General features: G+C 68.9%; 21 protein-coding genes. 12 read left to right on the top strand and 9 right to left on the bottom strand.

What is annotated here, in order from left to right:
* Positions 1-6 precede the first annotated feature (6 nt).
* Positions 7-1467, bottom strand: a complete 1461-nt coding sequence (locus ND450_RS21275; protein WP_253324838.1) for an NF041680 family putative transposase — start codon at positions 1465-1467, stop codon at positions 7-9.
* A 238-nt stretch (positions 1468-1705) separates the two neighbouring features.
* Positions 1706-2110, bottom strand: a complete 405-nt coding sequence (locus ND450_RS21270; protein ID WP_253327817.1) for a GNAT family N-acetyltransferase — start codon at positions 2108-2110, stop codon at positions 1706-1708.
* A gap of 15 nt (positions 2111-2125) precedes the next feature.
* Here ND450_RS21270 and ND450_RS21265 point away from each other — a divergent pair, with 15 nt between their 5' ends.
* Complete coding sequence (locus ND450_RS21265) at positions 2126-2365, top strand: hypothetical protein (protein ID WP_253327816.1); 240 nt, start codon at positions 2126-2128, stop codon at positions 2363-2365.
* A gap of 373 nt (positions 2366-2738) precedes the next feature.
* On the opposite strand, the gene ND450_RS21260 is transcribed toward ND450_RS21265, so the two are convergent.
* A complete protein-coding gene (locus ND450_RS21260; RefSeq protein WP_253327815.1) occupies positions 2739-4124 on the bottom strand; it encodes a DUF2252 domain-containing protein in 1386 nt (461 codons plus the stop codon).
* 79 nt (positions 4125-4203) lie between these two features.
* The gene (gene rocD / locus ND450_RS21255; RefSeq protein ID WP_253327814.1) at positions 4204-5433 is read right to left on the bottom strand and encodes an ornithine--oxo-acid transaminase; all 1230 of its coding nucleotides are present in this window, start codon (positions 5431-5433) and stop codon (positions 4204-4206) included.
* Between the two features lie 140 nt (positions 5434-5573).
* On the opposite strand from rocD, the gene ND450_RS21250 reads away from it, so the two are divergent.
* From ND450_RS21250 to ND450_RS21200, 11 genes are all read left to right on the top strand, one after another.
* A complete protein-coding gene (locus tag ND450_RS21250) occupies positions 5574-6404 on the top strand; it encodes a PPK2 family polyphosphate kinase (RefSeq protein WP_253327813.1) in 831 nt (276 codons plus the stop codon).
* 150 nt (positions 6405-6554) lie between these two features.
* On the top strand, positions 6555-7610 hold the full coding sequence (locus ND450_RS21245) for a lactonase family protein (RefSeq protein ID WP_253327812.1): 1056 nt from the start codon (positions 6555-6557) through the stop codon (positions 7608-7610).
* A gap of 49 nt (positions 7611-7659) precedes the next feature.
* Positions 7660-8391, top strand: a complete 732-nt coding sequence (locus tag ND450_RS21240) for an SGNH/GDSL hydrolase family protein (protein ID WP_253327811.1) — start codon at positions 7660-7662, stop codon at positions 8389-8391.
* A gap of 17 nt (positions 8392-8408) precedes the next feature.
* The gene (locus ND450_RS21235) at positions 8409-8711 is read left to right on the top strand and encodes a helix-turn-helix transcriptional regulator (protein ID WP_253327810.1); all 303 of its coding nucleotides are present in this window, start codon (positions 8409-8411) and stop codon (positions 8709-8711) included.
* Positions 8708-9163: an SRPBCC family protein gene (locus ND450_RS21230; RefSeq protein ID WP_253327809.1), complete on the top strand. Its 456-nt coding sequence runs from the start codon at positions 8708-8710 to the stop codon at positions 9161-9163. The genes ND450_RS21235 and ND450_RS21230 overlap by 4 nt, the downstream gene beginning before the upstream one ends.
* A 31-nt stretch (positions 9164-9194) precedes the next feature.
* Positions 9195-9953 carry a HipA family kinase gene (locus ND450_RS21225; RefSeq protein WP_253327808.1) on the top strand — a complete coding sequence of 253 codons (759 nt, stop codon included), beginning with the start codon at positions 9195-9197 and terminating at the stop codon, positions 9951-9953.
* Positions 9937-10323 (top strand): DUF3037 domain-containing protein, encoded by a 387-nt coding sequence (locus ND450_RS21220; protein WP_089923025.1) that lies wholly within the window; start codon positions 9937-9939, stop codon positions 10321-10323. The genes ND450_RS21225 and ND450_RS21220 overlap by 17 nt, the downstream gene beginning before the upstream one ends.
* Positions 10324-10399: 76 nt before the next feature.
* On the top strand, positions 10400-11419 hold the full coding sequence (locus tag ND450_RS21215) for an LCP family protein (RefSeq protein ID WP_253327807.1): 1020 nt from the start codon (positions 10400-10402) through the stop codon (positions 11417-11419).
* A 294-nt stretch (positions 11420-11713) separates the two neighbouring features.
* Positions 11714-12445, top strand: a complete 732-nt coding sequence (locus ND450_RS21210; RefSeq protein WP_253327806.1) for an SDR family oxidoreductase — start codon at positions 11714-11716, stop codon at positions 12443-12445.
* Between the two features lie 10 nt (positions 12446-12455).
* Entirely contained in the window at positions 12456-13748 is a 1293-nt protein-coding gene (locus tag ND450_RS21205; RefSeq protein ID WP_253327805.1) for an MFS transporter, read from the top strand.
* Positions 13745-15295 (top strand): GAF domain-containing protein, encoded by a 1551-nt coding sequence (locus ND450_RS21200; protein WP_253327804.1) that lies wholly within the window; start codon positions 13745-13747, stop codon positions 15293-15295. Before ND450_RS21205 ends, ND450_RS21200 begins: the two co-directional genes overlap by 4 nt.
* On the opposite strand, the gene ND450_RS21195 is transcribed toward ND450_RS21200, so the two are convergent.
* The 5 genes from ND450_RS21195 to ND450_RS21175 form a co-directional block, all read right to left on the bottom strand.
* The gene (locus ND450_RS21195; RefSeq protein ID WP_253327803.1) at positions 15272-16747 is read right to left on the bottom strand and encodes an APC family permease; all 1476 of its coding nucleotides are present in this window, start codon (positions 16745-16747) and stop codon (positions 15272-15274) included. The genes ND450_RS21200 and ND450_RS21195 overlap by 24 nt on opposite strands.
* Positions 16747-18216 (bottom strand): GMC family oxidoreductase, encoded by a 1470-nt coding sequence (locus ND450_RS21190; RefSeq protein WP_253327802.1) that lies wholly within the window; start codon positions 18214-18216, stop codon positions 16747-16749. The genes ND450_RS21195 and ND450_RS21190 overlap by 1 nt, the downstream gene beginning before the upstream one ends.
* Positions 18213-19652: an aldehyde dehydrogenase family protein gene (locus ND450_RS21185; RefSeq protein ID WP_253327801.1), complete on the bottom strand. Its 1440-nt coding sequence runs from the start codon at positions 19650-19652 to the stop codon at positions 18213-18215. Before ND450_RS21185 ends, ND450_RS21190 begins: the two co-directional genes overlap by 4 nt.
* A gap of 81 nt (positions 19653-19733) precedes the next feature.
* Entirely contained in the window at positions 19734-20837 is a 1104-nt protein-coding gene (locus ND450_RS21180; RefSeq protein ID WP_253327800.1) for an NAD(P)/FAD-dependent oxidoreductase, read from the bottom strand.
* Positions 20834-21154: a bifunctional 3-phenylpropionate/cinnamic acid dioxygenase ferredoxin subunit gene (locus tag ND450_RS21175; protein WP_253327799.1), complete on the bottom strand. Its 321-nt coding sequence runs from the start codon at positions 21152-21154 to the stop codon at positions 20834-20836. Before ND450_RS21175 ends, ND450_RS21180 begins: the two co-directional genes overlap by 4 nt.
* Between the last annotated feature and the right edge of the window lie 115 nt (positions 21155-21269).

The raw sequence follows: 21269 nt of genomic DNA, 5'->3' as shown, positions 1-21269 counted from the left end.
TGAGTTTTAACCTGTTCGGCGTGGTCGAGGGTTCGTCGATTTGGCCTTGTTGCCGCGCTTGGGTTTCTGCTTGTTCGTGCTGGTGACGGTGTGGACGTCGTGGCGTATTGCAGGCTGGTGGTTGGGTAGTCCCGGCGGGCGTCCTGTGCCGGGTCTTGAGGGTTTCGGGACACGGGCCGGACAGTCCAGTTGTGGACGCAGGTTCCGAAACCCCCGGCGGATTCGTGCCGGGCTCAGTCGCCGGGTCGGCCGGGGTCTCTCCCAGGGGTGGCGCAGATCGATGGTGTGATCGCGGGCGAGGCGGAGCTGGGTGTAAGCAGTCAGCAGCAGCCAGGTCCAGCGGTCGGCCGCGTCGGGTGAGCGGAGCTTCGGGGTGGTCCAGCCGAGGGTCTGTTTGAGCATGCGGAAGGTGTGCTCGATGTCGAAGCGGCGCAGGAACGCCTGCCAGGCCAGGTCGACCTCGGCGTGGGTGAGACTGGTGCGGGAGTGCCAGAGCCACACGGGTTTCGGGATCGCGCCGGAGGGCAGCCGCTCGACCTGCAGGAGGATCACGGTGCCATCCAGGATGGGAAGGTCTCCGGTATGGCTCGCCCAGGCGGTGCGGGAGGTGAGCTTGGGGTGTAACCGGTCCCAGGCCCGGATCCGCGCCGGTCCGTAGAGCCGGGTCGTGGTCTCGAGGGTGCTGTCCGGCTCGCCCCACGTGTTCGGGTCGCCGAAGGCGAACTCTGCGCCGTGACGGGCGGGGCGACCTGGGCTGGGGCCGGGCCGCAACGGTGGTGCCGGACGGCGCAGCACCCGGTCTGAGCGCATCCGCACCAGCACGATGATCGGAAGATCGGCGAGCACGTGAGCAAGCCGGGGTCCGTCGTAGCCGGCGTCGGCGACCAGCAGGATCTCCGGATCACCTGGTGACCAGTGTCCGGCGGTGATCAGCCTGTTCACGACGTCGCGAATCTGCCGGGCGGTCACGCTCGCGGCGTCGTCTCCGGGCGCGAGCCGGACCGCGTCCAGCGGCGCGGTCCAGGAATGCCGCCCGCTCTCCAGGGCGACGACGACGGAGTAGGGCCAGCCCGGCACCATGATGTGCTGGTCCTTGCCCCGGCCGTAGGTGTGACACAGGATCCGTTGCGGGCACGTGTGTGCTTCCGGGCGCAGCCAGCAGGTGACGTCCACCGCCAGCACCAGCCGTCCGTCCGCGGCGCGAGGCAGCGACACCGCCGCCAAGGCGGTGCGTAACCGGTCGAAGTCCACCTGGCCCCGGGCCAGCGCGGCGTAGCCGCTGCCATGCCCGCGGCGGTGCTCACCGATCAGTGACAGCTCCGCGATCGAGCGGGTCGGACCGTCAGCACACAACACAGCGTCGGTCAGCTCGAACAACGCGTCCGCACGCCGCGTCAGGCACCGGTAGAACTCCTGCCGCAACGCCGATAACTCCCTGAACGCGGCGGCATCCCGGGCATGGTGCACACTTATCAACTGAAGCCCTTGGTCTCGATCTTCGTCTGTCGCAAGAAGAAGAATCGACCAAGGGCTTCACTCATGATCAATGAGGGTGCCGACCAACCCCTCAGAGGTTAAAACTCAAGCTAGGGCGTGTGTCGAAGTCCGGTTCGATGAGGGTCGCGCTTGGGGTTCCTGGTGGTGCGCCGTGCCGTCAGGGGCCGCCTCGGGCTCGGCTGTCACGGATCGGACTTCGACACACGCCTCAGAGCTCCCAGGAGACGAAGGCGCCGTCGTCGACCGACCCGCCCGCCTTCTTGTAGGTGGCCTGCGCCGCCGCGTCGCCCGCGGCGGTGCCGGTCCACATCGCGTAGCAACCCCGTTCCACCGCAAGGGCTTTCAACGCCTCGACGAGAGCCGTGCCGATGCCGCGCCGCAGGAACGAGTCGTCCACGCCCAGCTCGTAGAGGAACATCTCGGTGCCCTTGTCCGGGTGCGTGGTCTCCACCCCGGACACGAACCCGGCCGGCTGGTCGCCCACGTACGCGATCAGCAGGTGGCTGTGGTCCTGCGCCAGGAACCGGGCGGTCGCGTCGGGCCGCGGCGGCGCGTCGAACAGGTGCGCGGCGGCGAACACGTCGTCGGCGGAGGCGGCGCGGCGGATCTTCATACCGCCAGGTTAAGCATGCTCGGCGTTGATCTCCGTGCGGTGGAAGCGCTGGCGTGTCGGTCGACGCCTGCTGCGAACGCCCTCGGTGCGGGCCTGTGGGGCGAGCCGCTCAACGCCCTGACGAACCTCGCGTTCCCGATCGCGGCGCTCCTGCTGCTGTGGAGGCAGGCGCCACCCGGCCTGAGGGCGCTGCTTGCTCCGGGCGGCCTCGCCGGCCGGTGGCTCCGAGGCTCGCCGACAGGAGTGGGCCGGTGACACAGCGCGCCTCGGCGCCGGCACCGCCGTCGGTGGTCCGGAGCTCGGCGGTCCGGTGTCCCACGGCCGCGTGGAGGCTGCCCGCCCGCCCGGAATTGTCAGGCCTGCCTGCGACGATGGGAGTGGGCGCCTCACGCCCCCTGGGGGCCGGCGAGTCGGAATCGATTCGGCCGACGGGCCGGGTCGAGCGGGGGCTGAGTCGCTTGCGGTGTTCGGCGGACCCTGGGTACCGAGCCACTCCCGGCGTTCGGCGGATGCCAGGTACCGAGCCGCCCACAGCGCCGATCGAACCGCCGGTACCGAGGTCGTGAGCGGCAGCGCCGCTCGCGGCACCCCGGACACCGTCATGCCCGGCCGCCCATGTCGTCCCGCGTCAGCGGTCCTCGACGAGCGCCGGCAGCTTCCCGTTCTTGACGAGCCTCGTCAGCTCCTCGTGGTCCGCCTCGGTCTGGTCGGCGTAGTCGAACGCGTACTTCGCGAAGGCCTCGTCGAGGTCGTTGCCGCCGCCGTTCTGGAAGTACCCGGCCAGCAGCCGCGGGTCGAGCGACCTGGTGTGCGCGCGGGCCAGCAGCGCGCCCGCGAAGCGGCCGTAGTCATCGAGGTCGTCGCGCTTCAGGGTGGTCGCGTCGATCTCGCCCTTGCGGTTGCGGAACTGCCGCACGATGAAGTGCCGGCCCTCGATCGTCGTCCAGCCCAGCAGGATGTCGGTCTCCGCCTGGACGAGGCGGGCGCCGTGCACGATCCGCTTGCCCTCGTGCTTGGCCGGTTCGACGTCGAGGAACGGCTGCAGCGCCGACGGACGCGCTTCCTTGGCCTGCAGGACCAGTGCCTCGGAGCCGTTGCCGTGCAACAGGATCAGGTAGTTGCGCAGGCCGACGCTGCCGGTGCCGACGACGCGGAACGCCACGTCCGACACGCCGTAGCGCATGATCAGGTTGGTCCGCGACTCGCGCAGGGTGTCCACGTAGGACGGCAGCGCGGCGATCACGGCCGCCTTGGTCGGGGGAGTGGCCTCGGTGAAGGTCGGCGGGTTCGTGATGAACCGCCACTTCTCGCCGTCGTGCGCGGTCCACTTCGCGGCGAACCTCGCGCTGGTGTTCTTGCGCGACTTCTCGGCGGCCTTGGAGAAGTCGTTGATCAGGTCGTCGGCCTTCACCTTCGACAGCGTGGACTGGTCGCCCAGCGCGGTCCACGAGTCCATGAACGGCATCTCCGCGAGGCGCTTGATCACCGCCCGGTAGGCGCTCACCGCGTCCTCGGCGGCGTCGCGGCACCCCTTGTCCGACACGCCGCCGACGCGGCCCGCCAGCACCAGCGAGGCGACGAGCCGCTTGAGGTCCCACTCCCACGGGCCGGGCAGCGTCTCGTCGAAGTCGTTGATGTCCATGACGATCTGGCCCTCGGGCGTGCCGTAGAGGCCGAAGTTCGCTGCGTGTGCATCGCCGCACAACTGAGCGTGAAGGCCGGTCGCGCACCCGGCGGCGAGGTCGCCCGCCTGCAGTCCTGCCGACCCGCGGAAGAACGCGAACGGGTTCTCGAGCATCCGCCCGACCCGCAACGGGATCAGGTGCTCCAGCCGGCCCTCGTTGCTGGCGCGCAGGAACTCCAGCACGGACGGGCGGGACGGGGCCAGCGACATCGCGCGGTGCGCCTTGAAGTCCACTGAGGACCGCAGTGCGCGTCCCTCGGCGTAGACCTCTTCCGGCTCAACCCATCTGCCCAGAGCGGCAGCGGCCTGCGCACGCACCCGTTCACCCATACGAGTCATGATGCCTGCGGCGGACGGGCAACGTGGCCCGTCCGCCGCATTTGTGACCTAGGTGAGGACCAAATTCCCCCTAAACAGGACGAACGACCTCAGCGATCGCCCGCACGCCCAGGTCGATCTCGTCCTGCGTGATCACCAACGGCGGCGCGACGCGCAACGTCGACGCGTGCGTCTCCTTGCACAGCACCCCGCGTGTGGCCAGCGCCTCCGACGCGGTGCGGCCGACGGGGCCGCCCGGCGCGATCTCGACACCGGCCCACAGTCCGCGCCCGCGCACCTCGGCCACGCCGTGCCCGACCAGCTTGCCCAGCTCGGCGTGCAGGTACGCGCCCATCGTGCGCGAGCGTTCCTGGAACTCGCCCGTGGCCAGCAGCCGCACGACCGCGCGGCCGACGGCGCAGGCGAGCGGGTTGCCGCCGAACGTCGACCCGTGCTCGCCCGGCTTCAGCACGCCCAGCACCGCGCGCGACCCGACCACGGCGGACACCGGCAGGATGCCGCCGCCCAGGGCCTTGCCCAGCGTGTAGAGGTCCGCGCGCACGCCCTCGTGGTCCAGCGCGAACAGCTCGCCGGTGCGGCCGAGCCCGGACTGGATCTCGTCGGCGATCATCAGCACGCCGTGCTCGTCGCACAGGCGGCGGATCCCGGCCAGGTACCCGGCGGGCGGCACGACGACGCCGGCCTCGCCCTGGATCGGCTCCAGCAGCACGGCGGCCGTGCGGGGCGAGATCGCGGACTCGATCTCGTCCAGGGCGCCGTACTTCACGACCTTGAAGCCGGGCGTGAACGGGCCGAAGTCGTTGCGCGCCGTCTCGTCGGTCGAGAACGACACGATCGTCGTCGTGCGCCCGTGGAAGTTCGAACCGGCGACGATGATCTCGGCGGTGCCCTCCGGCACGCCCTTGACCTGGTACGCCCACTTGCGGGCGACCTTGATCGCGGACTCGACGGCCTCGGCGCCGGAGTTCATCGCGAGGACCATCTCGGTGCCGGTGAGGTGGGCGAGCTCCCGGCAGAACAGGCCGAACTGGTCGTGGTGGAACGCGCGGCTGGTCAGCGTCACGCGGCCGAGCTGCTCGACGGCGGCGGCCACCAGGGCGGGGTGTCGGTGCCCGAAGTTGAGCGACGAGTAACCGGACAGGAAGTCCAGGTAGCGGCGGCCCTCGACGTCGGTGACCCAGGACCCCTCGCCGTGCGAGATGACCACCGGCAGCGGGTGGTAGTTGTGCGTGCTCCACTCCTCGTCGAGTGCGACGTAGTCCGCGCTGGTGGTGGTGTTGTGCTCAGCGATGGCGGTCATCCTCCAAGGCTAGGGGCCGGAACAAGCGATTTCAGCCGCCAAGCATTGCGCACGGCCTCAGTTCGTTGCGTAGATTCACCAATCCGTGGTGATGTCTTGCTCAGCAGGCGGACGGCGCGGTGAATCGCTACGGTCTGATGATGGCGAAGAAGTCGGTGCGCGACGCCCTGCGGCTCGACGAGGTCGATCTCTCCACCCTCGACCCGGCCGGTCGGCCGATCGGCCCCAGGAACAAGAAGGAGGCGGCCGAGGACCTGGTCGCCACCGGGGCCGAGCTGGAAGACCTCCAGGAGGCGCTGTACGCGGAGGACGGCCGCGCGGTGCTGCTGGTGCTGCAGGGCATGGACACCTCCGGCAAGGGCGGCGTGGTCCGGCACGTCATGGGCCTGGTGAACCCGCAGGGCGTGCGCATCGCGTCGTTCAAGAAGCCGACGGCCGCGGAACTGCGGCACCACTACCTCTGGCGCATCCGCAGGGCCCTGCCCGACAAGGGCCACATCGGCGCGTTCGACCGCTCGCACTACGAGGACGTCCTCGTGCCCAAAGTAGAGCGCCTCATCACGGCGGCGGAGGTGCGGGGGCGTTACAAGGAGATCAACGCGTTCGAGCAGGAGCTCGCGGACTCGGGCATCACGCTCGTGAAGTGCTTCCTGCACATCTCGCCGGAGGTCCAGAAGGAACGGCTGCTCGCGCGCCTGGACGACCCGAAGAAGAACTGGAAGTACAACCCGGCCGACATCGACGTCCGGTCCAAGTGGTCGAAGTACCAGGACGCCTACACGCAGGCGCTGAAGAACTGCCGGGACACGCCCTGGTACGCCGTCCCGTCGGACCGCAAGTGGTACCGGAACTGGGCGGTCAGCCGGTTGCTGCTCGAGACCCTGCGCGAGATGGATCCGAAGTTCCCGCCGCCCGCCTACGACCTCGAGGCCGAGAAGGCCCGGTTGGTCAACAACGACCCGTTGCGCTAGCTGCAATCTTGATTGCGCCTATTGCCTGCCCGCAGTGGTCTGGGCCAGTGTGGAGTGCGCCGCCGCCGAAGAGAGTATCCCGGAGGTGCGGACGTGGGTGTGGACCGGCGACGTTTTCTCGGAGCCATGGGCGTAGGAGCGGGACTGCTGATGACCGGAGGGACCGCTGAGGCGGCTGCCGCCACGCGGAGAGTGTTCTTCGGCGCCTACACGACGTGGAGCGGGGGCGCCAAGGGCATCGGCACCGGCACCTACGACACCGTCACCGGGCAGCTGAAGACGACCGGCGTGATCACGGGCGTGGTCAACCCGTCGTTCGTGATCGAGTCGAAGGACGGCAGGTTCCTCTACGCCGTCAACGAGAACACCACCGGCGAGGTCACCGCGATCAACGCCGCCACGCTGAAGGTGATCAACAAGCAGTCGACCGGTGGCGCCGACCCGTGCCACCTGACGCTCGACCCGTCCGGGAAGTTCCTGATCACGGCCGACTACTCGTCCGGCTCGCTCAGCGTCTTCGGGGTCAACGCGGACGGCAGCCTCGGTGCGCGCACGCAGAAGGTGCAGCACAAGGGGTCGGGCCCGGACCCGGACCGCCAGGAGGGCCCGCACGCGCACCACGTCGTGTTCGACCAGGCCGGCCGGTACGCGGCCGCGGTCGACCTCGGCGCCGACTCGGTGTTCTTCTACTCGTTCACCGGCGGGCGGCTGACGCAGGTCTCGCAGGCCGAGGTCAAGCCGGGCGCCGGACCGCGGCACATCGCGTTCCACCCGGACGGCAGGACCGCGTACGTCGCGAACGAGCTGGACTCGACCATCGTGACCTGCGCCTACGCCGACGGGAAGCTGACGCCGGGCCAGGTGCTGCCGACCGCGCCGGCCGGTGGGGTGAAGAACTACCCGGCCGAGGTGCTGGTCTCGGGCGATGGCAAGCACGTCTACCTGTCGAACCGCGGGCACGACAGCGTCGCGCACTTCGCCGTCGGCGGCGCCGGGCTCACGCTCGTCGGCACCACCCCGGTGGGCGGCAAGTACCCGCGGCACATCACGTTCGACCCGTCCGGGTCGTTGTTGTTCGCCGCCAACCAGAACTCGAACAACGTCACGTCGTTCAAGGTGGACAAGGCGACCGGGAAGCTGACCCCGTCCGGCACGCCGCTGCAGACCGCCATCCCGGTCTGCGTGCTGCCCACACGTCTGGGTTAACGCACTACAAGTCGACCGTCCACAGTGGTAGTCCGGGTTCATGGGTTTCATGGCTGGAGTTCTCGCTGTCGCACTGCTGGCGCCCGCACCGACCGCACCGGAGTACGTCGCACTCGGCGACTCCTACGCGTCCGGTGCGGGCGCCGGTTCCTATGTGGAGGGCTCGTGCCGTCGCAGTTCGAACGCCTACCCGGCGTTGCGGGGTGCGGAGTTCCCGTCGTTCGAGTTCATGGCGTGCAGCGGCGCGACCACCCAGTCGCTCAAGCCGCAGATGCGGGCGCTCACGCCGGGCACCACGCTCGTCACGATCACCATCGGCGGCAACGACCTCGGGTTCACCGACGTCCTGACCACGTGCACGCTCAAGGGTGACGCGGCCTGCTCGAAACGGGTCGCCACGGCGGTCGACTTCCTCCACTCGCAACTGCCCGGCCGGCTCGACACCACCTACTCCACGATCAGGGCGGCGGCGCCGAACGCCACGCTCGTCGTGCTCGGTTACCCGCGGCTGTTCACGCCGGACGACGGCTGCCGCACGCTGTCGGTCGCCAAGCGCGCGGCGCTCAACGACGCCGCCGACCAGCTCTCCGGTGAGATCGCGCAGGCGGCCGGACGCGCCGGCGCGCGGTACGTGGACGTCAGGGAAGCGTTTGCGCACCACGGTGTGTGCTCGCCCAAGCCGTGGATCAACGCCCTGGTCCACCCCGCCGAGGACTCCTACCACCCGAACAGGACGGGGCAGGCCGCGTACTTCCAGGCGTTGACTTCCGCCGGTAGGTAAGTTCAGACTTACCGTTCGTGGAGACTTACCAAACGGCGTTCGCGGCGCTCGGCGACCCGACCCGCCGCGAGATCTTCACGCTGCTCGTGGCCGGGCCGCGGGCGGTGGGGGAGATCGCCGCCGAACTGCCCGTGTCGCGACCGGCCGTGTCCCAGCACCTCAAGGTGCTGAAACAGGCGCGGCTGGTCCGCGTCGAGGCCGAGGGGACCCGGCGGCGGTACTCGGTCGACCACGTGGGGGTGGCCGCGCTGCGCGACTACCTCGACGACGTCTGGGGTCAGGCGCTCGCGAACTTCGCTGCGGCGGTGGAGGAGTCATGACGGAGGTACGGCGGTCCGTGCTGGTCAACGCCTCGGCGGACCACGCGTTCAAGGTGTTCACCGAGAAGTTCGTGACGTGGTGGCCGCCGGCGCACCACATCGGCGAGGCGGACCTGCGCGACGTCGTCGTCGAACCGCGCGCGGGCGGCCGCTGGTACGAGGTCGGCGTGGACGGCACCGAGTGCGACTGGGGTTCGGTCACGGCGTGGGAGCCGCCGTCGCGGCTGCTGCTGGCCTGGCACCTCGACGGTGACTGGGATTACGACCCGGACCCGGCGAGGGCCTCCGAAGTCGAGATCACCTTCACCCCCGAGGGGCCCGGCACCCGCGTTGAGCTGGTGCATCGCGGTTTCGAACGGCACTTCGTCAAGCCGGACCGGCTCCGCGAGGGCGTCAGCGGGGAGGGCGGCTGGGGCGGAATCCTGCTCGGCTTCCAGCGTGCGTTCGTGTGATCATGCGCCGGTGAATGTGGCAGGGAGTTCTTTGCGGGAGGTCACGGCCACCCGGTACGTCACCCCGTTCCGCGAGGGCGGGTCGATGCCGGGACTGGTCGAGGCCGACGACCTGGGCATGTACGTGGTGAAGTTCCGCGGTGCCGGGCAGGGCGTGAAGGTGCTGGTCGCCGAGGTCGTCGTCGGCGAGCTCGCGCGCAGGCTGGGCTTCCGCATACCGGAGATCGTCCTGGTGCACCTCGACCCCGAGCTGGCGCGCGCCGAACCCGACCAGGAGGTCCAGGAGCTGCTGCGGGCCAGCGGCGGCCTCAACCTCGGGCTCGACTACCTGCCCGGCTCGTTCGACTTCAACCCGGTCGTGCGCGACCCCGGCACCGGGCTCGCCACGAGGCTGCTGTGGTTCGACGCGCTGGTCCTGAACGTGGACCGCAGCTGGCGCAACCCGAACATGCTGCTGTGGCACCGCGAACCGTGGCTCATCGACCACGGTGCCTCGCTGTACTTCCACTACTCGTGGAGCGAGGAGCGACCGGCCACCAAGGACTACCGCTACGACGCCTCGGACCACGCGATGCTGCCCAACGCGGCCTCGGTGTCCGAAGTGGACGCGGAGATGGCGGCACTGGTCACGCCGGAGGTGCTCGACGAGGTGCTCGCGCTCGTCCCCGACGAGTGGCTGGAAGGCGATCCGGCGGAACTTCGTCAGCGCTACAAGGACTTCTTCACCTACCGCTTGCAGAACCGCGGCTGGGTCGACTCGCTGGAGGCCGCGCGTGCCGCACGTGTTTGAGTACGCGCTGCTGCGGGCCGTGCCGCGGCAGGAGCGCGGCGAGTTCATGAACGTCGGCGTCCTCGTCTACTGCGCGCCGCTGGACTTCCTGTGCGCCAAGACCCATGTGGACGGTGACCGGCTGCGGGTGCTGGACCCGCACCTCGACGTCGAGGTGCTCGAAAGCAGCCTCGAGCACCTCGTGAACTCGTGCGACGGCGCGGCCGCGGCAGGCCCGGTCAGCCGGACGACGATCGGGCAGCGGTTCCGCTGGCTGACCGCGCCCCGCAGCACGATCGTGCAGACGTCCCCGGCCCACACGGGCTGGACCGACGACCCGTCCGCCGAGGTCACCAGGCTTTTCGAGGCATTGGTGCTGCCACCCCGGTAGGTTTCCTCGCAACCTAGGGGGACGAACGGCGTCCCTAGTTGCAAAGCGAAACTGAAGCGATCGGGGTTGGCGACACATGAGCGCTGGGTATCACCACGGCTACCAGCAGCCGCGGCGTCCCATGCCGCCGCAGCGGCCGATGAGGAAGAAGAGGCGTCCGGGACGCGTCATCCTGGTGCTGCTGCTCGTCCTGGTTCTGGGTGCCGTCGGGTTCGGGTTCTACGTCGACTCGACTCTCACGCGGATCAACGCGCTGCCGGACTACGAGGGCCGTCCCGCCGAGACGCCGGGCACCACCTGGCTGCTCGTCGGATCGGACGCGCGGGAAGGCCTGACGCAGGAGCAGAAGGACGCGCTCGCCACCGGTGACGCCGCCGGGAGGCGGACCGACACCATCATGATGCTGCACCTGCCGGACAACAGCGCGGCCAAGCCGGTGCTGCTGTCGATCCCGCGCGACTCCTACGTCTCCATCCCGGAGAACGGGCGCAACAAGGTCAACGCGGCGTACGCGTTCGGTGGTCCGCAGATGCTCGTGCAGACCGTCGAGGGTGCGACCGGCGTGCGGATCGACCACTACATGGAGATCGGCTTCGGCGGGTTCTCCGACATGGTCGACGCGGTCGGCGGTGTCGACATCTGCCTGGACGAGCCGATCAAGGACCCGCTGGCCGGCATCGACCTGGCCGCGGGCTGCCAGGAGCTCGACGGGCCGCAGGCACTCGGGTTCGTGCGGACCCGCGCGTTCGCGACGGCCGACCTGCAGCGCGTGCAGAACCAGCGCAAGTTCCTGTCGGCGCTCTTCGAGAAGGTGAAGAGCCCGGCGACGCTCGCGAACCCGTTCCGCGTCATCCCGCTGATGAACGCGGCGTCCGGAGCGGTGTCGGTCAACGAGGACGACCACGTGTGGCACCTGGCGAGCGTCGCGCTGAACATGAGTGACGCGACGAGCGGAACGGTGCCGGTCGGATCCACGCCGACGGTGCCCGGTGCGGGCTCGGTCGTGCAATGGGACAAGGAGAAGGCGTCCACGCTGTTCGACCTGATCAGCAAGGACCAGCCGGTGCCCGCCGAGCTGATCGCCCCTCCGAAGTAGCGCTCACGACTTGACGGGCTCGGGAGTGGGCTCCGAGTCGGTCAGACCGGCCTCCTGCGTGATGCCTTCGAGCTCGCGCAGGAGGTCGTCGTAAATGGGTGTGGCGGACATGGGTGTTTCCCCCTCGTAAAGATCTTCCCCCGTTCAGGTGACGGGAGCTTACGCCTCTATACCCAGTCTTCTGGCACATATGCCCTTTTCTTGCTAAATGGTGGCTAAAGCCACCTGGTGACAAGGCGTTATGTGGGTGAGCCACATGTCACGTCCGCTCCGGGACGCCTACCGTTCTGGGGCATGTCGAGTGTCACGGGTCACACCGCGCTGGTCACCGGAGCCGCGAGCGGCATAGGCCTGGCCTGCGCTCGCGCGCTGGCCGATGAGGGCGCCGAGGTCCATCTGGTCGATCTCGACCCCAAGGTCCACTCGCTCGCCGAGGAGCTCGGTGGCGTCGGTCACGTCCTCGACCTGACCGGTCCGGTCGACTCGCTCCCCACCGAAATCGACGTCCTCGTCAACAACGCCGGCGTGCAGCACGTCGCGCCCATCCACGAGTTCCCGGTCGAGCGCTTCTCGCTGATGCTCGACCTGATGGTGGGGGCCGCGTTCCGCCTCACCCGGCACGTCCTGCCGCACATGTACGAGCGCGGCTGGGGCCGGCTGGTGCACATCACCAGTGTGCACGGCATCCGCGCGTCCGCGTTCAAGTCCGCCTACACCGCCGCGAAGCACGGCCTGGAGGGGTTCTCCAAGGTCGCCGCGCTGGAAGGCGCGCCGCACGGCGTCACGTCCAACTGCGTGGCACCCGGTTACGTGCGCACCCCGTTGGTGGAGAAGCAGATCGCGGACCAGGCGAAGGTGCACGGGATCCCCGAGGCGGAGGTCCCGGAGCGCATCTTCCTCCAGCGCAGCGCAGTCAAACGGATGATGGAGCCTTCCGAGGTGGCCTCCGCGGTGCTGTGGTTGTGCGACAACAGTTTTGTCACCGGTACGTCGTTGGCCGTCGATGGCGGCTGGTCAGCTCAATGAGGAGTTGTCGATGATCAAAAAAGTGGTAGGCGCTTCGCTCATCGGAACAACTGTCGAGTGGTACGACTTCTTCCTCTACGGCTCGGCAGCCGCCCTGGTGTTCAACAAGCTGTTCTTCCCGACGGCGGACCCGCTGACGGGCACGTTGCTCGCCTTCACGACGTACGCGATCGGCTTCCTCGCCCGGCCGCTCGGCGGTGTGGTCTTCGGCCACTACGGCGACCGGTTGGGCCGCAAGAAGTTGCTGGTGCTGTCGTTGCTGCTGATGGGTGGCGCGACGATGCTCATGGGCGTGCTGCCGACGTACGCGTCGGTGGGCATCGCGGCGCCGATCCTGCTGACGTTCCTGCGCCTGGTGCAGGGCTTCGCGCTCGGCGGCGAGTGGGGCGGCGCGGTGCTGATCGTCTCCGAGCACGGTGACGCGAAACGGCGCGGGTACTGGGCTTCGTGGCCGCAGGCCGGTGTGCCGTGCGGGAACCTGCTCGCGACGGCCGTGCTGGCGGTGCTCGCCGCGGTGCAGTCGGAGGCCGACTTCCTCGCGTGGGGCTGGCGCATCCCGTTCCTGCTCTCCGGTGTGCTCGTGGTGATCGGTCTCTGGATCCGCCTGACGGTGTCCGAGTCGCCGGTCTTCCTGGCCGCGCAGGAGAAGCGCGCGAAGGAGCCCGTGCAGGAGAAGGCACCCGTCCTCGAGCTGCTGAAGCACAACTGGCGCGAGGTGCTGATCGCGATGGGCGCGCGGTTCGCCGAGAACGTGTCGTACTACGTGATCACCGCGTTCATCCTGGTGTACCTGACGACCGGGCTCGGGCTGTCGAAGTCGGTGGGGCTCAACGCCGTGCTGATCGCCTCGGCCGTGCACCTGATCACGATCCCGGTCTGGGGTCACCTCTCGGACAGGTTCGGGAGGCGGGCGATCTACCTGATCGGCGCGGTCGGCATCGGCGTGTGGATCTTCGTGTTCTTCCCGATGCTGGACACGAAGGACCCGGTGCTGATCACCGTCGCGGCAACGGTCGGCCTCGTCCTGCACGGCGCGATGTACGGGCCGCAGGCGGCGTTCTTCTCGGAGCTGTTCGGCACGCGGGTGCGGTACTCCGGGGCGTCGGTCGGCTACCAGCTGGCGTCGATCGCGGCGGGCGCGCTGGCCCCGTTGATCGCGACGGCCCTGCTGAAGGCCTACGGGACGTCGTTCCCCATCTCGATCTACGTCGTGATCACCTGCGTGATCACGGTCATCGCGATCCTGCTCGCCAAGGAGACCCGTGGTGCGGATCTGGAGGATCGTGACAGGGTTGGGGTGTGACACGACGGCGTGAGGCCGAACTGGCGGCGTTGTTCGAGACAGCGTCCGAGCTCGCGGGCATGCGCGAGCTGGACGCGGTCCTCCGCTCGATCGTGCGCAGAGCGCGGACGCTGCTCGGGACGGACGTCTCGTACCTGTCGATGAACGACCCGGCCGGCACCTACATGAGGGTGACGGACGGGTCGTTCTCGCCGTTGTTCCAGAAGGTCCGGCTGGGACTCGGGGAGGGGCTCGGCGGACTGGTCGCGCAGACCGCCCGGCCGTACGCGACCCCCGACTACTTCGCGGACGCCCGCTTCAACCACACGCGGCCGATCGACTCGGCGGTGCGCGACGAGGGCCTGGCGGCGATCCTGGGCGTGCCGCTGAAGCTCGACTCGAAGGTCATCGGCGTGCTGTACGCGGCCGACCGGACCTCGCGGGAGTTCCCGCCCGAGGAGGTCGCGCTGCTGCAGTCGCTGGCCGACCACGCGGCCATCGCGATCGACACGGCGTCGTTGTTCGCGACGATCCAGTCGCACAACGAGGCCATGAAACGGGCCGAGGAGGCGCACGACCGGCTCACGGACCTGGTGCTGCGCGGAGGTTCCTCGGCCGAGGTCGCCGCCGCGGTGGGAGAACTGCTCGGTGGTCCGGTCGAGGTGCTGGAGACCGTGCCCTCGCTGGCCGTGCGGGCCAACGGGCGTGCCGTGCTGCTCGGTGACGTGTGGGTGTGCGCGGTGCTGGCCGGGTCGGAGCTGCTGGGCGGGATCGCGTTGTCCGGGCGTCCCGGCCTGACCGACGCGGACCGGCGCGTGTTCGAGCGGTCGGCGGCGGTGACGGCGTTGCTGTTGCTGCTGCGCCGGACCGTGGCCGAGGCGGAGAACAAGGTCCGCGGCGAGCTGATCACCGACATCCTGGACGGGCGGGACGCGGCCGAGCTGCTGGCCCGCGGGCGCCGGGTGGGCGTGGAGCTGTCGGACCCGCACGTGGTGCTGGTGGCGGACGGGAACCTCTCCGGGGCGACGCACTACGCGTCCGTCCACAGGGGACTGGCCGGGTCGCGCGGCCGCGACGTCGTGCTGGCGTTGCCCTCGGCATCCACCCAGGTCGCGCGGGAGGTGGCCAAGGCGCTGGACGCCACGGTCGGCGCGTGCGGGCCGGTGGAGGGACCGGCGGCGATCGCCGAGGCCTACGAGGAGGCGCGGCGGTGCCTGAAGGCGTTGCGGCAGCTGGGCCGGGAGAAGGACGCCGCGACGATGGCCGACCTCGGGTTCGTCGGCGTGCTGCTGGGAGACCGGGCGAACGTGTCCGGGTACGTGCGGTCGGTGCTCGGGCCGGTGCTCGACTACGACGCCGAGCGCGGCACGGAACTGGTGCACACGCTGGAGGTCTACTTCCGCTGCGGCGCGAACCTCAGCCGTGCCAAGGCGGAGCTGCACCTCCACGTCAACACGGTCACGCAACGACTCGACCGGGTCACGTCGCTGCTCGGCGACTGGCAGTCGCCCGACCGCGTGCTGGAGGTGCAGCTCGCCCTGCGCCTACTGCGGTTGCAGGGGCCGTGATCCCCCGGCGGGCACCGCGTCCCCGGCCGCCGCGTCGGAGTTGCCGAACGGTTTGGCGACCACCATGTACACCAGGCCGATGCCCACGACCAGGACACCGCTCAGGATGACGATGTAGTTGTCGTACCAGGGCGCGTCCGGGGTGCGCGGCCACACCATGTTCACCATCGCCGCCACGCCGTACGCGAGCGCCAGCACGTTGACGACGAGACCCCACCGGCCGAGCGTGAACTCGCCCGACGGCGTCCAGCCCTTGAGCCTCGCCCGCAGCGCCGCGAACACCACCATCTGGAAGCCCAGGTAGATGCCGAGCGTCGCGAACGACACGATCTTGTCCAGCGCGTTCGTGGACAGCATCGACGCGACCACGATGACCGCCGGGATCACGCCGGCGAGCGCGAGCGCGTAGGGCGGGATGTGGCGTTTCCTGTTGAACTTCGCGAGTGCCCTGTGCCCGAACAGCATCTTGTCGCGGGCGTAGGAGTACGTCAGCCGGGAGGCCGCCGCCTGCAACGACATCGTGCAGGACAGGAACGAGATCAGCACGACACCGATCACGATCTTGTAGCCGACCGGGCCGAACGCGTTGGTGAGGATGTTCGTGACCGGGTCGGCGTCCTCGCCGGAGATGACCTTGCCGAAGTCCGGCACCGCGAGCAGCAGCGACAGGCACGCGAACGTGGCCGCCGCGCCGCCGATGTAGATGGTGCGGCGCATGGCCTTCGGGATGACGCGGCCGGGGTCCTTGACCTCTTCCGCGGTGTCGCCGCACGCCTCGAAGCCGTAGTACTGGTAGAGGCCGATGATGCCCGCCGCGAAGAACGCCGGCAGGTAGCTGCCCGAGCCCTCCGCGCCGAAGCTGTCGAACAGCACGCCCAGCCCGTGCACGCGGTTGTCGACCAGCAGCCAGATGCCGACCACCAGCGCTCCGACGATCTCGGCGGCGAACCCGAAGATGGCGGCCCAGGACAGGACCTTCGTGCCCGCGTAGTTGATCAGCGTCGAGACCACGATGATCGCGACCGCGCACAGCACCGTGTTGCCGACGTTGGCCGTGTAGCCGAGAAGCGTGGCCAGATAAGGGCCCGCGCCGTAACTGACGGACGCGATGGTGACCAGCAACGCGATCATGTAGACCCAGCCGGTCATCCACGCCCACCGCGTGCCCCACAGGCGGCGCGCCCAGGGGTACACGCCGCCCGCGACCGGGTACTGCGCCACGAGTTCGCCGAACACGAGCGCGACCAGGAACTGGCCGACGCCCGCGACGACGAAGCTCCAGATCATCGGCGGGCCGCCCAGAGCGAGGGCGACGCCGAACAGCGTGTAGGTGCTGACGACGGGGGAGAGGTACGTGAAGCCGAGCGAGAAGTTCGCCCAGGGACTCATGTCCCGCTTGAACTCCGACGTGTACCCGAGGTCCTTGAGGCGATCCTCCGCTGTCGCCGTCATCACGCCCCCTTGATCAGGTCGGCGGCGCGTTCTCCGATCATGAGCACCGTGACCATCGGGTTCACGGTGGGCATGGTGGGGAACACGGACGCGTCGACGACCCGGAGGCCCTCGAGCCCGATGACCTTCAGGTCACCGTCCACAACGGACCCGATGGCGCACGTCCCCGCCGGGTGGTAGACGGTGTGGGCAGCACGCCGGCCGTACTCCGACAGGGCCTCGTCGCTCGTGACGTCCGGGCCGGGCGCGATCTCCCGCTTGAGCCACGACTTCAGCGGCTCCTCCTCAGCGATCTTGCGAGCGATCCGGAAGCCGTCGACGAGGGTCTGCTCGTCGTAACCGTCCGGGTTCGTGAAGTACCCGAAGTCGAGCGCGGGCTTCTCGGCCGGGTCACTGGACTTCAGCCACAGCCTGCCCTTGCTGTGCGGGCGCGGGATGTTCGGCGTCATGCAGACCCCGTGCTCCACCGCCGGGTAGCCGAGGCGTTCGGTGTTGGTGGTGAAGGGGATCTGGTAGAAGTGGAACATCAGGTCCGGCCTCGGGTCGGAGGAGTCCCGCCGGATGAAGAGACCGGCGTCGGAGTCCATCACCGAGTTCTCCGGCAACGGCTTCGTGGTCTCCCAGACGATCACCGACTCCGGGTGGTCGAGCAGGTTCTCGCCGACACCGGGCAGGTCGTGCTTCGGCACGATGCCGATGCTGTCGAGGTGCTCCGCGTCGCCGACGCCCGAGAGCATCAGCAGCCGGGGCGTGTCGATCGCGCCGGCGCAGAGCAGGACCTCCTTGTTGGCCTCGACGTAACCCTTGTCGGTGTGCACGCCGATCGCTCGGTCACCGTCGAACTCGATCTTCCCGGCCCACGTGTTGAGCAGGAGGGTCAGGTTCCTGCGTTCGAGGATCGGGTGCACGTAGGCGGTGCTGGCGCTGGAACGCTGGTTGTTCTTCTCCGGGTGGTAGGCGATGGAGAAGAAGCCGACGCCGTCCTCGAACGGGGCGGCGTTGAAGTTCTCGACCTCGGGGACGTCGACGGCCTTGCGCGCGGCGGCGACGAAGTCCTTGGCGATCGGGTTCCTGTCCTTCTCCACCACCGGGATGATGTTGAGCTGGACCTTGTCGAAGTACGGCCCGACCGCCTCCCACGTCCAGCCGTGACCCCAGTCGTCGAGGTCCTGCGGCAGCGGCTGGAAGCAGATCAGCGTGTTGTGGCTGGAACATCCGCCGAGCACCTTCGCGCGGCTGTGCCGGATGTGCGAGTTGCCGCGCGGCTGCTCGACCGTCGGGTAGTCGTAGTCGTACTCGGTCTCGAGCAGGTTGATCCAGTTGCGCAGGTTCAGGATCTTCTCGTCGCCGACGTCGGACGGCCCGCCCTCGATGACCGCGACCGTGGTCGAGGGGTCCTCGGTCAGCCGCGCGGCGAGGACGCAGCCCGCGGTGCCGCCGCCGACGATGACGTAGTCGTAAGCGGTCACTGGGAGTCCTTTCGCGCGAACCAGTTCTGGGCTTGCGGCTTGAGGTTCTGGTACACGTGCTTGGGCTCGGTGTACTCCAGCAGACCGGCGGTGCCGAGCTCGCGGCCGACCCCGGAGCGCTTGAACCCGCCCCACTCGGCCTGCGGCAGGTACGGGCCGAACTCGTTGACCCAGACGGTGCCGTGGCGGAGCTTCTTCGCCACCCGCTGCGCCTTCTCGAGGTCCTGGCTCCAGACACCGCCCGCGAGGCCGTACTCGGTGTCGTTGCCGAGCCTGATCGCCTCGTCCTCGGTCTCGAAGCGCTCGGCGGTGATGATCGGGCCGAACGTCTCGTCCCGCACCAGCTTCATGTCCCTGGTGCAGTCCGCGTAGACGGTGGGGCGGAAGAAGAAACCGTTCTGCAGCTCGGGTTCGTCGGGCCGCCTGCCACCGGCCTTGAGGGTCGCGCCCTCCTGCTTCGCGATCTCGACGTAGCTCTCGACCTTCGCACGGTGCTCCGCGCTCACCAGCGGCCCGGACTCGGTGTCGGCGTCGAAACCGTTGCCCAGCTTGATGAGATCGGCCCGCCGGGCGACCTCGCCCACGAAGTCGTCGTAGACGCTGCTGTGCACGATGAGCCGCGTGCCGGACGAGCAGACCTGGCCCGCGTGGAAGAACGCGGCGGTGAGCGCGTAGTCGACGGCGACGTCGAGGTCGGCGTCCGCGAAGACGATGTTCGGGTTCTTGCCGCCGAGTTCCAGGGCGACCTTCTTCACGGTCTTCGCGGCCGACGCCATGATCCGCTGACCGGTCGCGAGGCTGCCGGTGAACGAGACCAGGTCGACGTCGGGGTGCTCGGACAGCGGCGCGCCGACCTCGGCGCCGGTGCCGAGGACGAGGTTCGCGACCCCGTCCGGGACCCCGGCCTCCTGCAACAGCTCGAACAGCTTGATCGTCGTGAGCGGCGTGATCTCACTGGGCTTCGCGACCAGCGTGTTGCCCGCGAGCAGGGCCGGCGCGATCTTCCAGGAGATCTGCAGCAGCGGGTAGTTCCAGGGGGCGATCAGGCCGCAGACGCCGACGGGTTCGTAGTCGATGCGGCTGATGACGTCTTCCGGCACCCCTGGGACGACCTTGGGGTGCAGCAGCCCGGCGAGGTTGCCGTAGTAGCGGAACACGGCGGCGACGTCGTCCACGTCGATGCGGCTCTCGACCAGCGTCTTGCCGGTGTCGAGCGTCTCGGTGCGGGCGATGTCCTCCTTGTCGCGCTCCAGCAGGTCCGCGACGCGGTGCAGCACGGCGGCGCGGTGCTCGGGACCGGCGTGCGGCCAGTCACCGTGGTCGAAGGCGTTCCTGGCCTTCTCGATCGCGGCGATCGCCTGGTCGCGGGTTTGGTCCTCGACCTCGGTGAGAACACTCTGGTCATAGGGGTTGATGATCTGCCGCACCGGCGACACTGGGCCTCCCTGTTCGTCTGTCCACGAAGGACATCGGGGTGTAGCCGGTCGCCGGTGGCGGTAAACCGTGACGACCGTCTCCTACTTCAGGTTCCTGCGGAGCCTGGTGAAAAGTCGTGCGTTGCTCATGGCGATGATGCCGACGACGTCCTCCGGGTTCTCGTCGTCTCGATAGGTCGCCACGAACTTCCTGTCCTCGATGGACCCATCTTCGACGCGAACGTCACGCGTCGCTCGCCCGATGAACTGGATTCGCACGCCGTACTGGTCCGACCAGACGTAACCGCCGTTGGTGTGGGTGGCGACCGTCTCGCCCGCGAGCAGGTTGCGGGTGGCGACCTGTGCCTGTTCGGTCGCGCTCGTCCAGTGCTCGGCGCGGTGTCCCGCGCAGTTCGCGACGTCGCCGACCGCGACGATGTTCTTCACGTTCGTGACGCCGCCCGCGTCGCACAGCACGCCGTTGTCGAGGCGGACCGGTCCGCCGGCGAGCCAGTCCGTCGCCGGACGCGTGCCGATGCCCGCGACGACGACGTCAGCGTTGACTTGACGACCGTCCGCGAGGTTGATTCCGCCGTCAACGTTGACTGAATCAACGTTGATTCCGGTAATCAACGTTGATCCGTGGTCGCCGTGCAGATGTCCACATGCAGCACCCATCTCGGCGCCGAGAACACGCGTGAGAGGCGTGCGGAGCGCCTCGACGACGGTGACGTCCTTGCCGAGAGCGCGCGCACTGGAGGCGATCTCGGCGCCGATGAACCCGGCGCCGATGACACCGACGTGCTGCGCGGAGCCGAACGCCTCGCGCAACTTGACCGCGTCGTCCAGCGTGCGCAGGACGTGCGTGCCGGGGATCGTGCGCGGCAGGCCACCCGTCGCGATGACGATGCCGTCGGCCTCGATCGTCGAGTCGTCGCCGAGCGAGACCTCGCCGGTGGAGAGCAGACCCGTGGCCCGCACCCCGAGACGCCACTCGGCGTCGAGCGCGTCGAGGTCCTCCTGGTCGGCGAGCGGCACCGCCTCGACCTTGCCGAGCAGGAAGTCCTTCGAGAGAGGAGGCCTGTCATAGGGGAGATGAACCTCGTCGCCGACCACGACGAGCCGTCCGTCGAACCCCTGCTGGCGCAGAGCCTGCGCCGACCTCAGACCGGCCAGTGATGCGCCGATGATCGCGATCGTCCTCACGCCACGTCCTCGTTCACTTCGACTTCGACATAGACCTCTCCATCTTCAACGAAAACCGGATAGGTCCTCACCGATCGTTTGGCGGGCAGACAGGTCGGCTCGCCGGTGCGAAGGTCGAAGCTCGCGGCGTGCAGCGGGCATTCGACGAAGCAGCCCTCCAGCCAGCCCTCGCTGAGCGAGGCGTCCTGGTGGGTGCAGGTGTCGTCGATGGCGTAGAGGGCGCCGTCGGCGTTGAAGACCGCTATCGGCGCGTGAGGACCGACGATGCGAACCGCCTCCCCTGGGGGCAGGTCCACGAGAGCGCAGGCGCGGATCATCGTCGGCCTCCGTTGCGTAACACGGCACACGTTCCGAATGACGCAACACAATGTGAGGCCCGGACGACCCGCCGTCAAGAGTCCGACAGCCTGTTTTGCCTGTCGATTACTGTTG

The sequence above is a fragment of the Lentzea sp. HUAS12 genome (assembly GCF_024125735.1).
Lineage (GTDB): Bacteria > Actinomycetota > Actinomycetes > Mycobacteriales > Pseudonocardiaceae > Lentzea > Lentzea albida.
The sequence above is the reverse complement of the archived record's forward strand: the minus strand, read 5'-3'. Positions and strand labels throughout refer to the sequence as shown.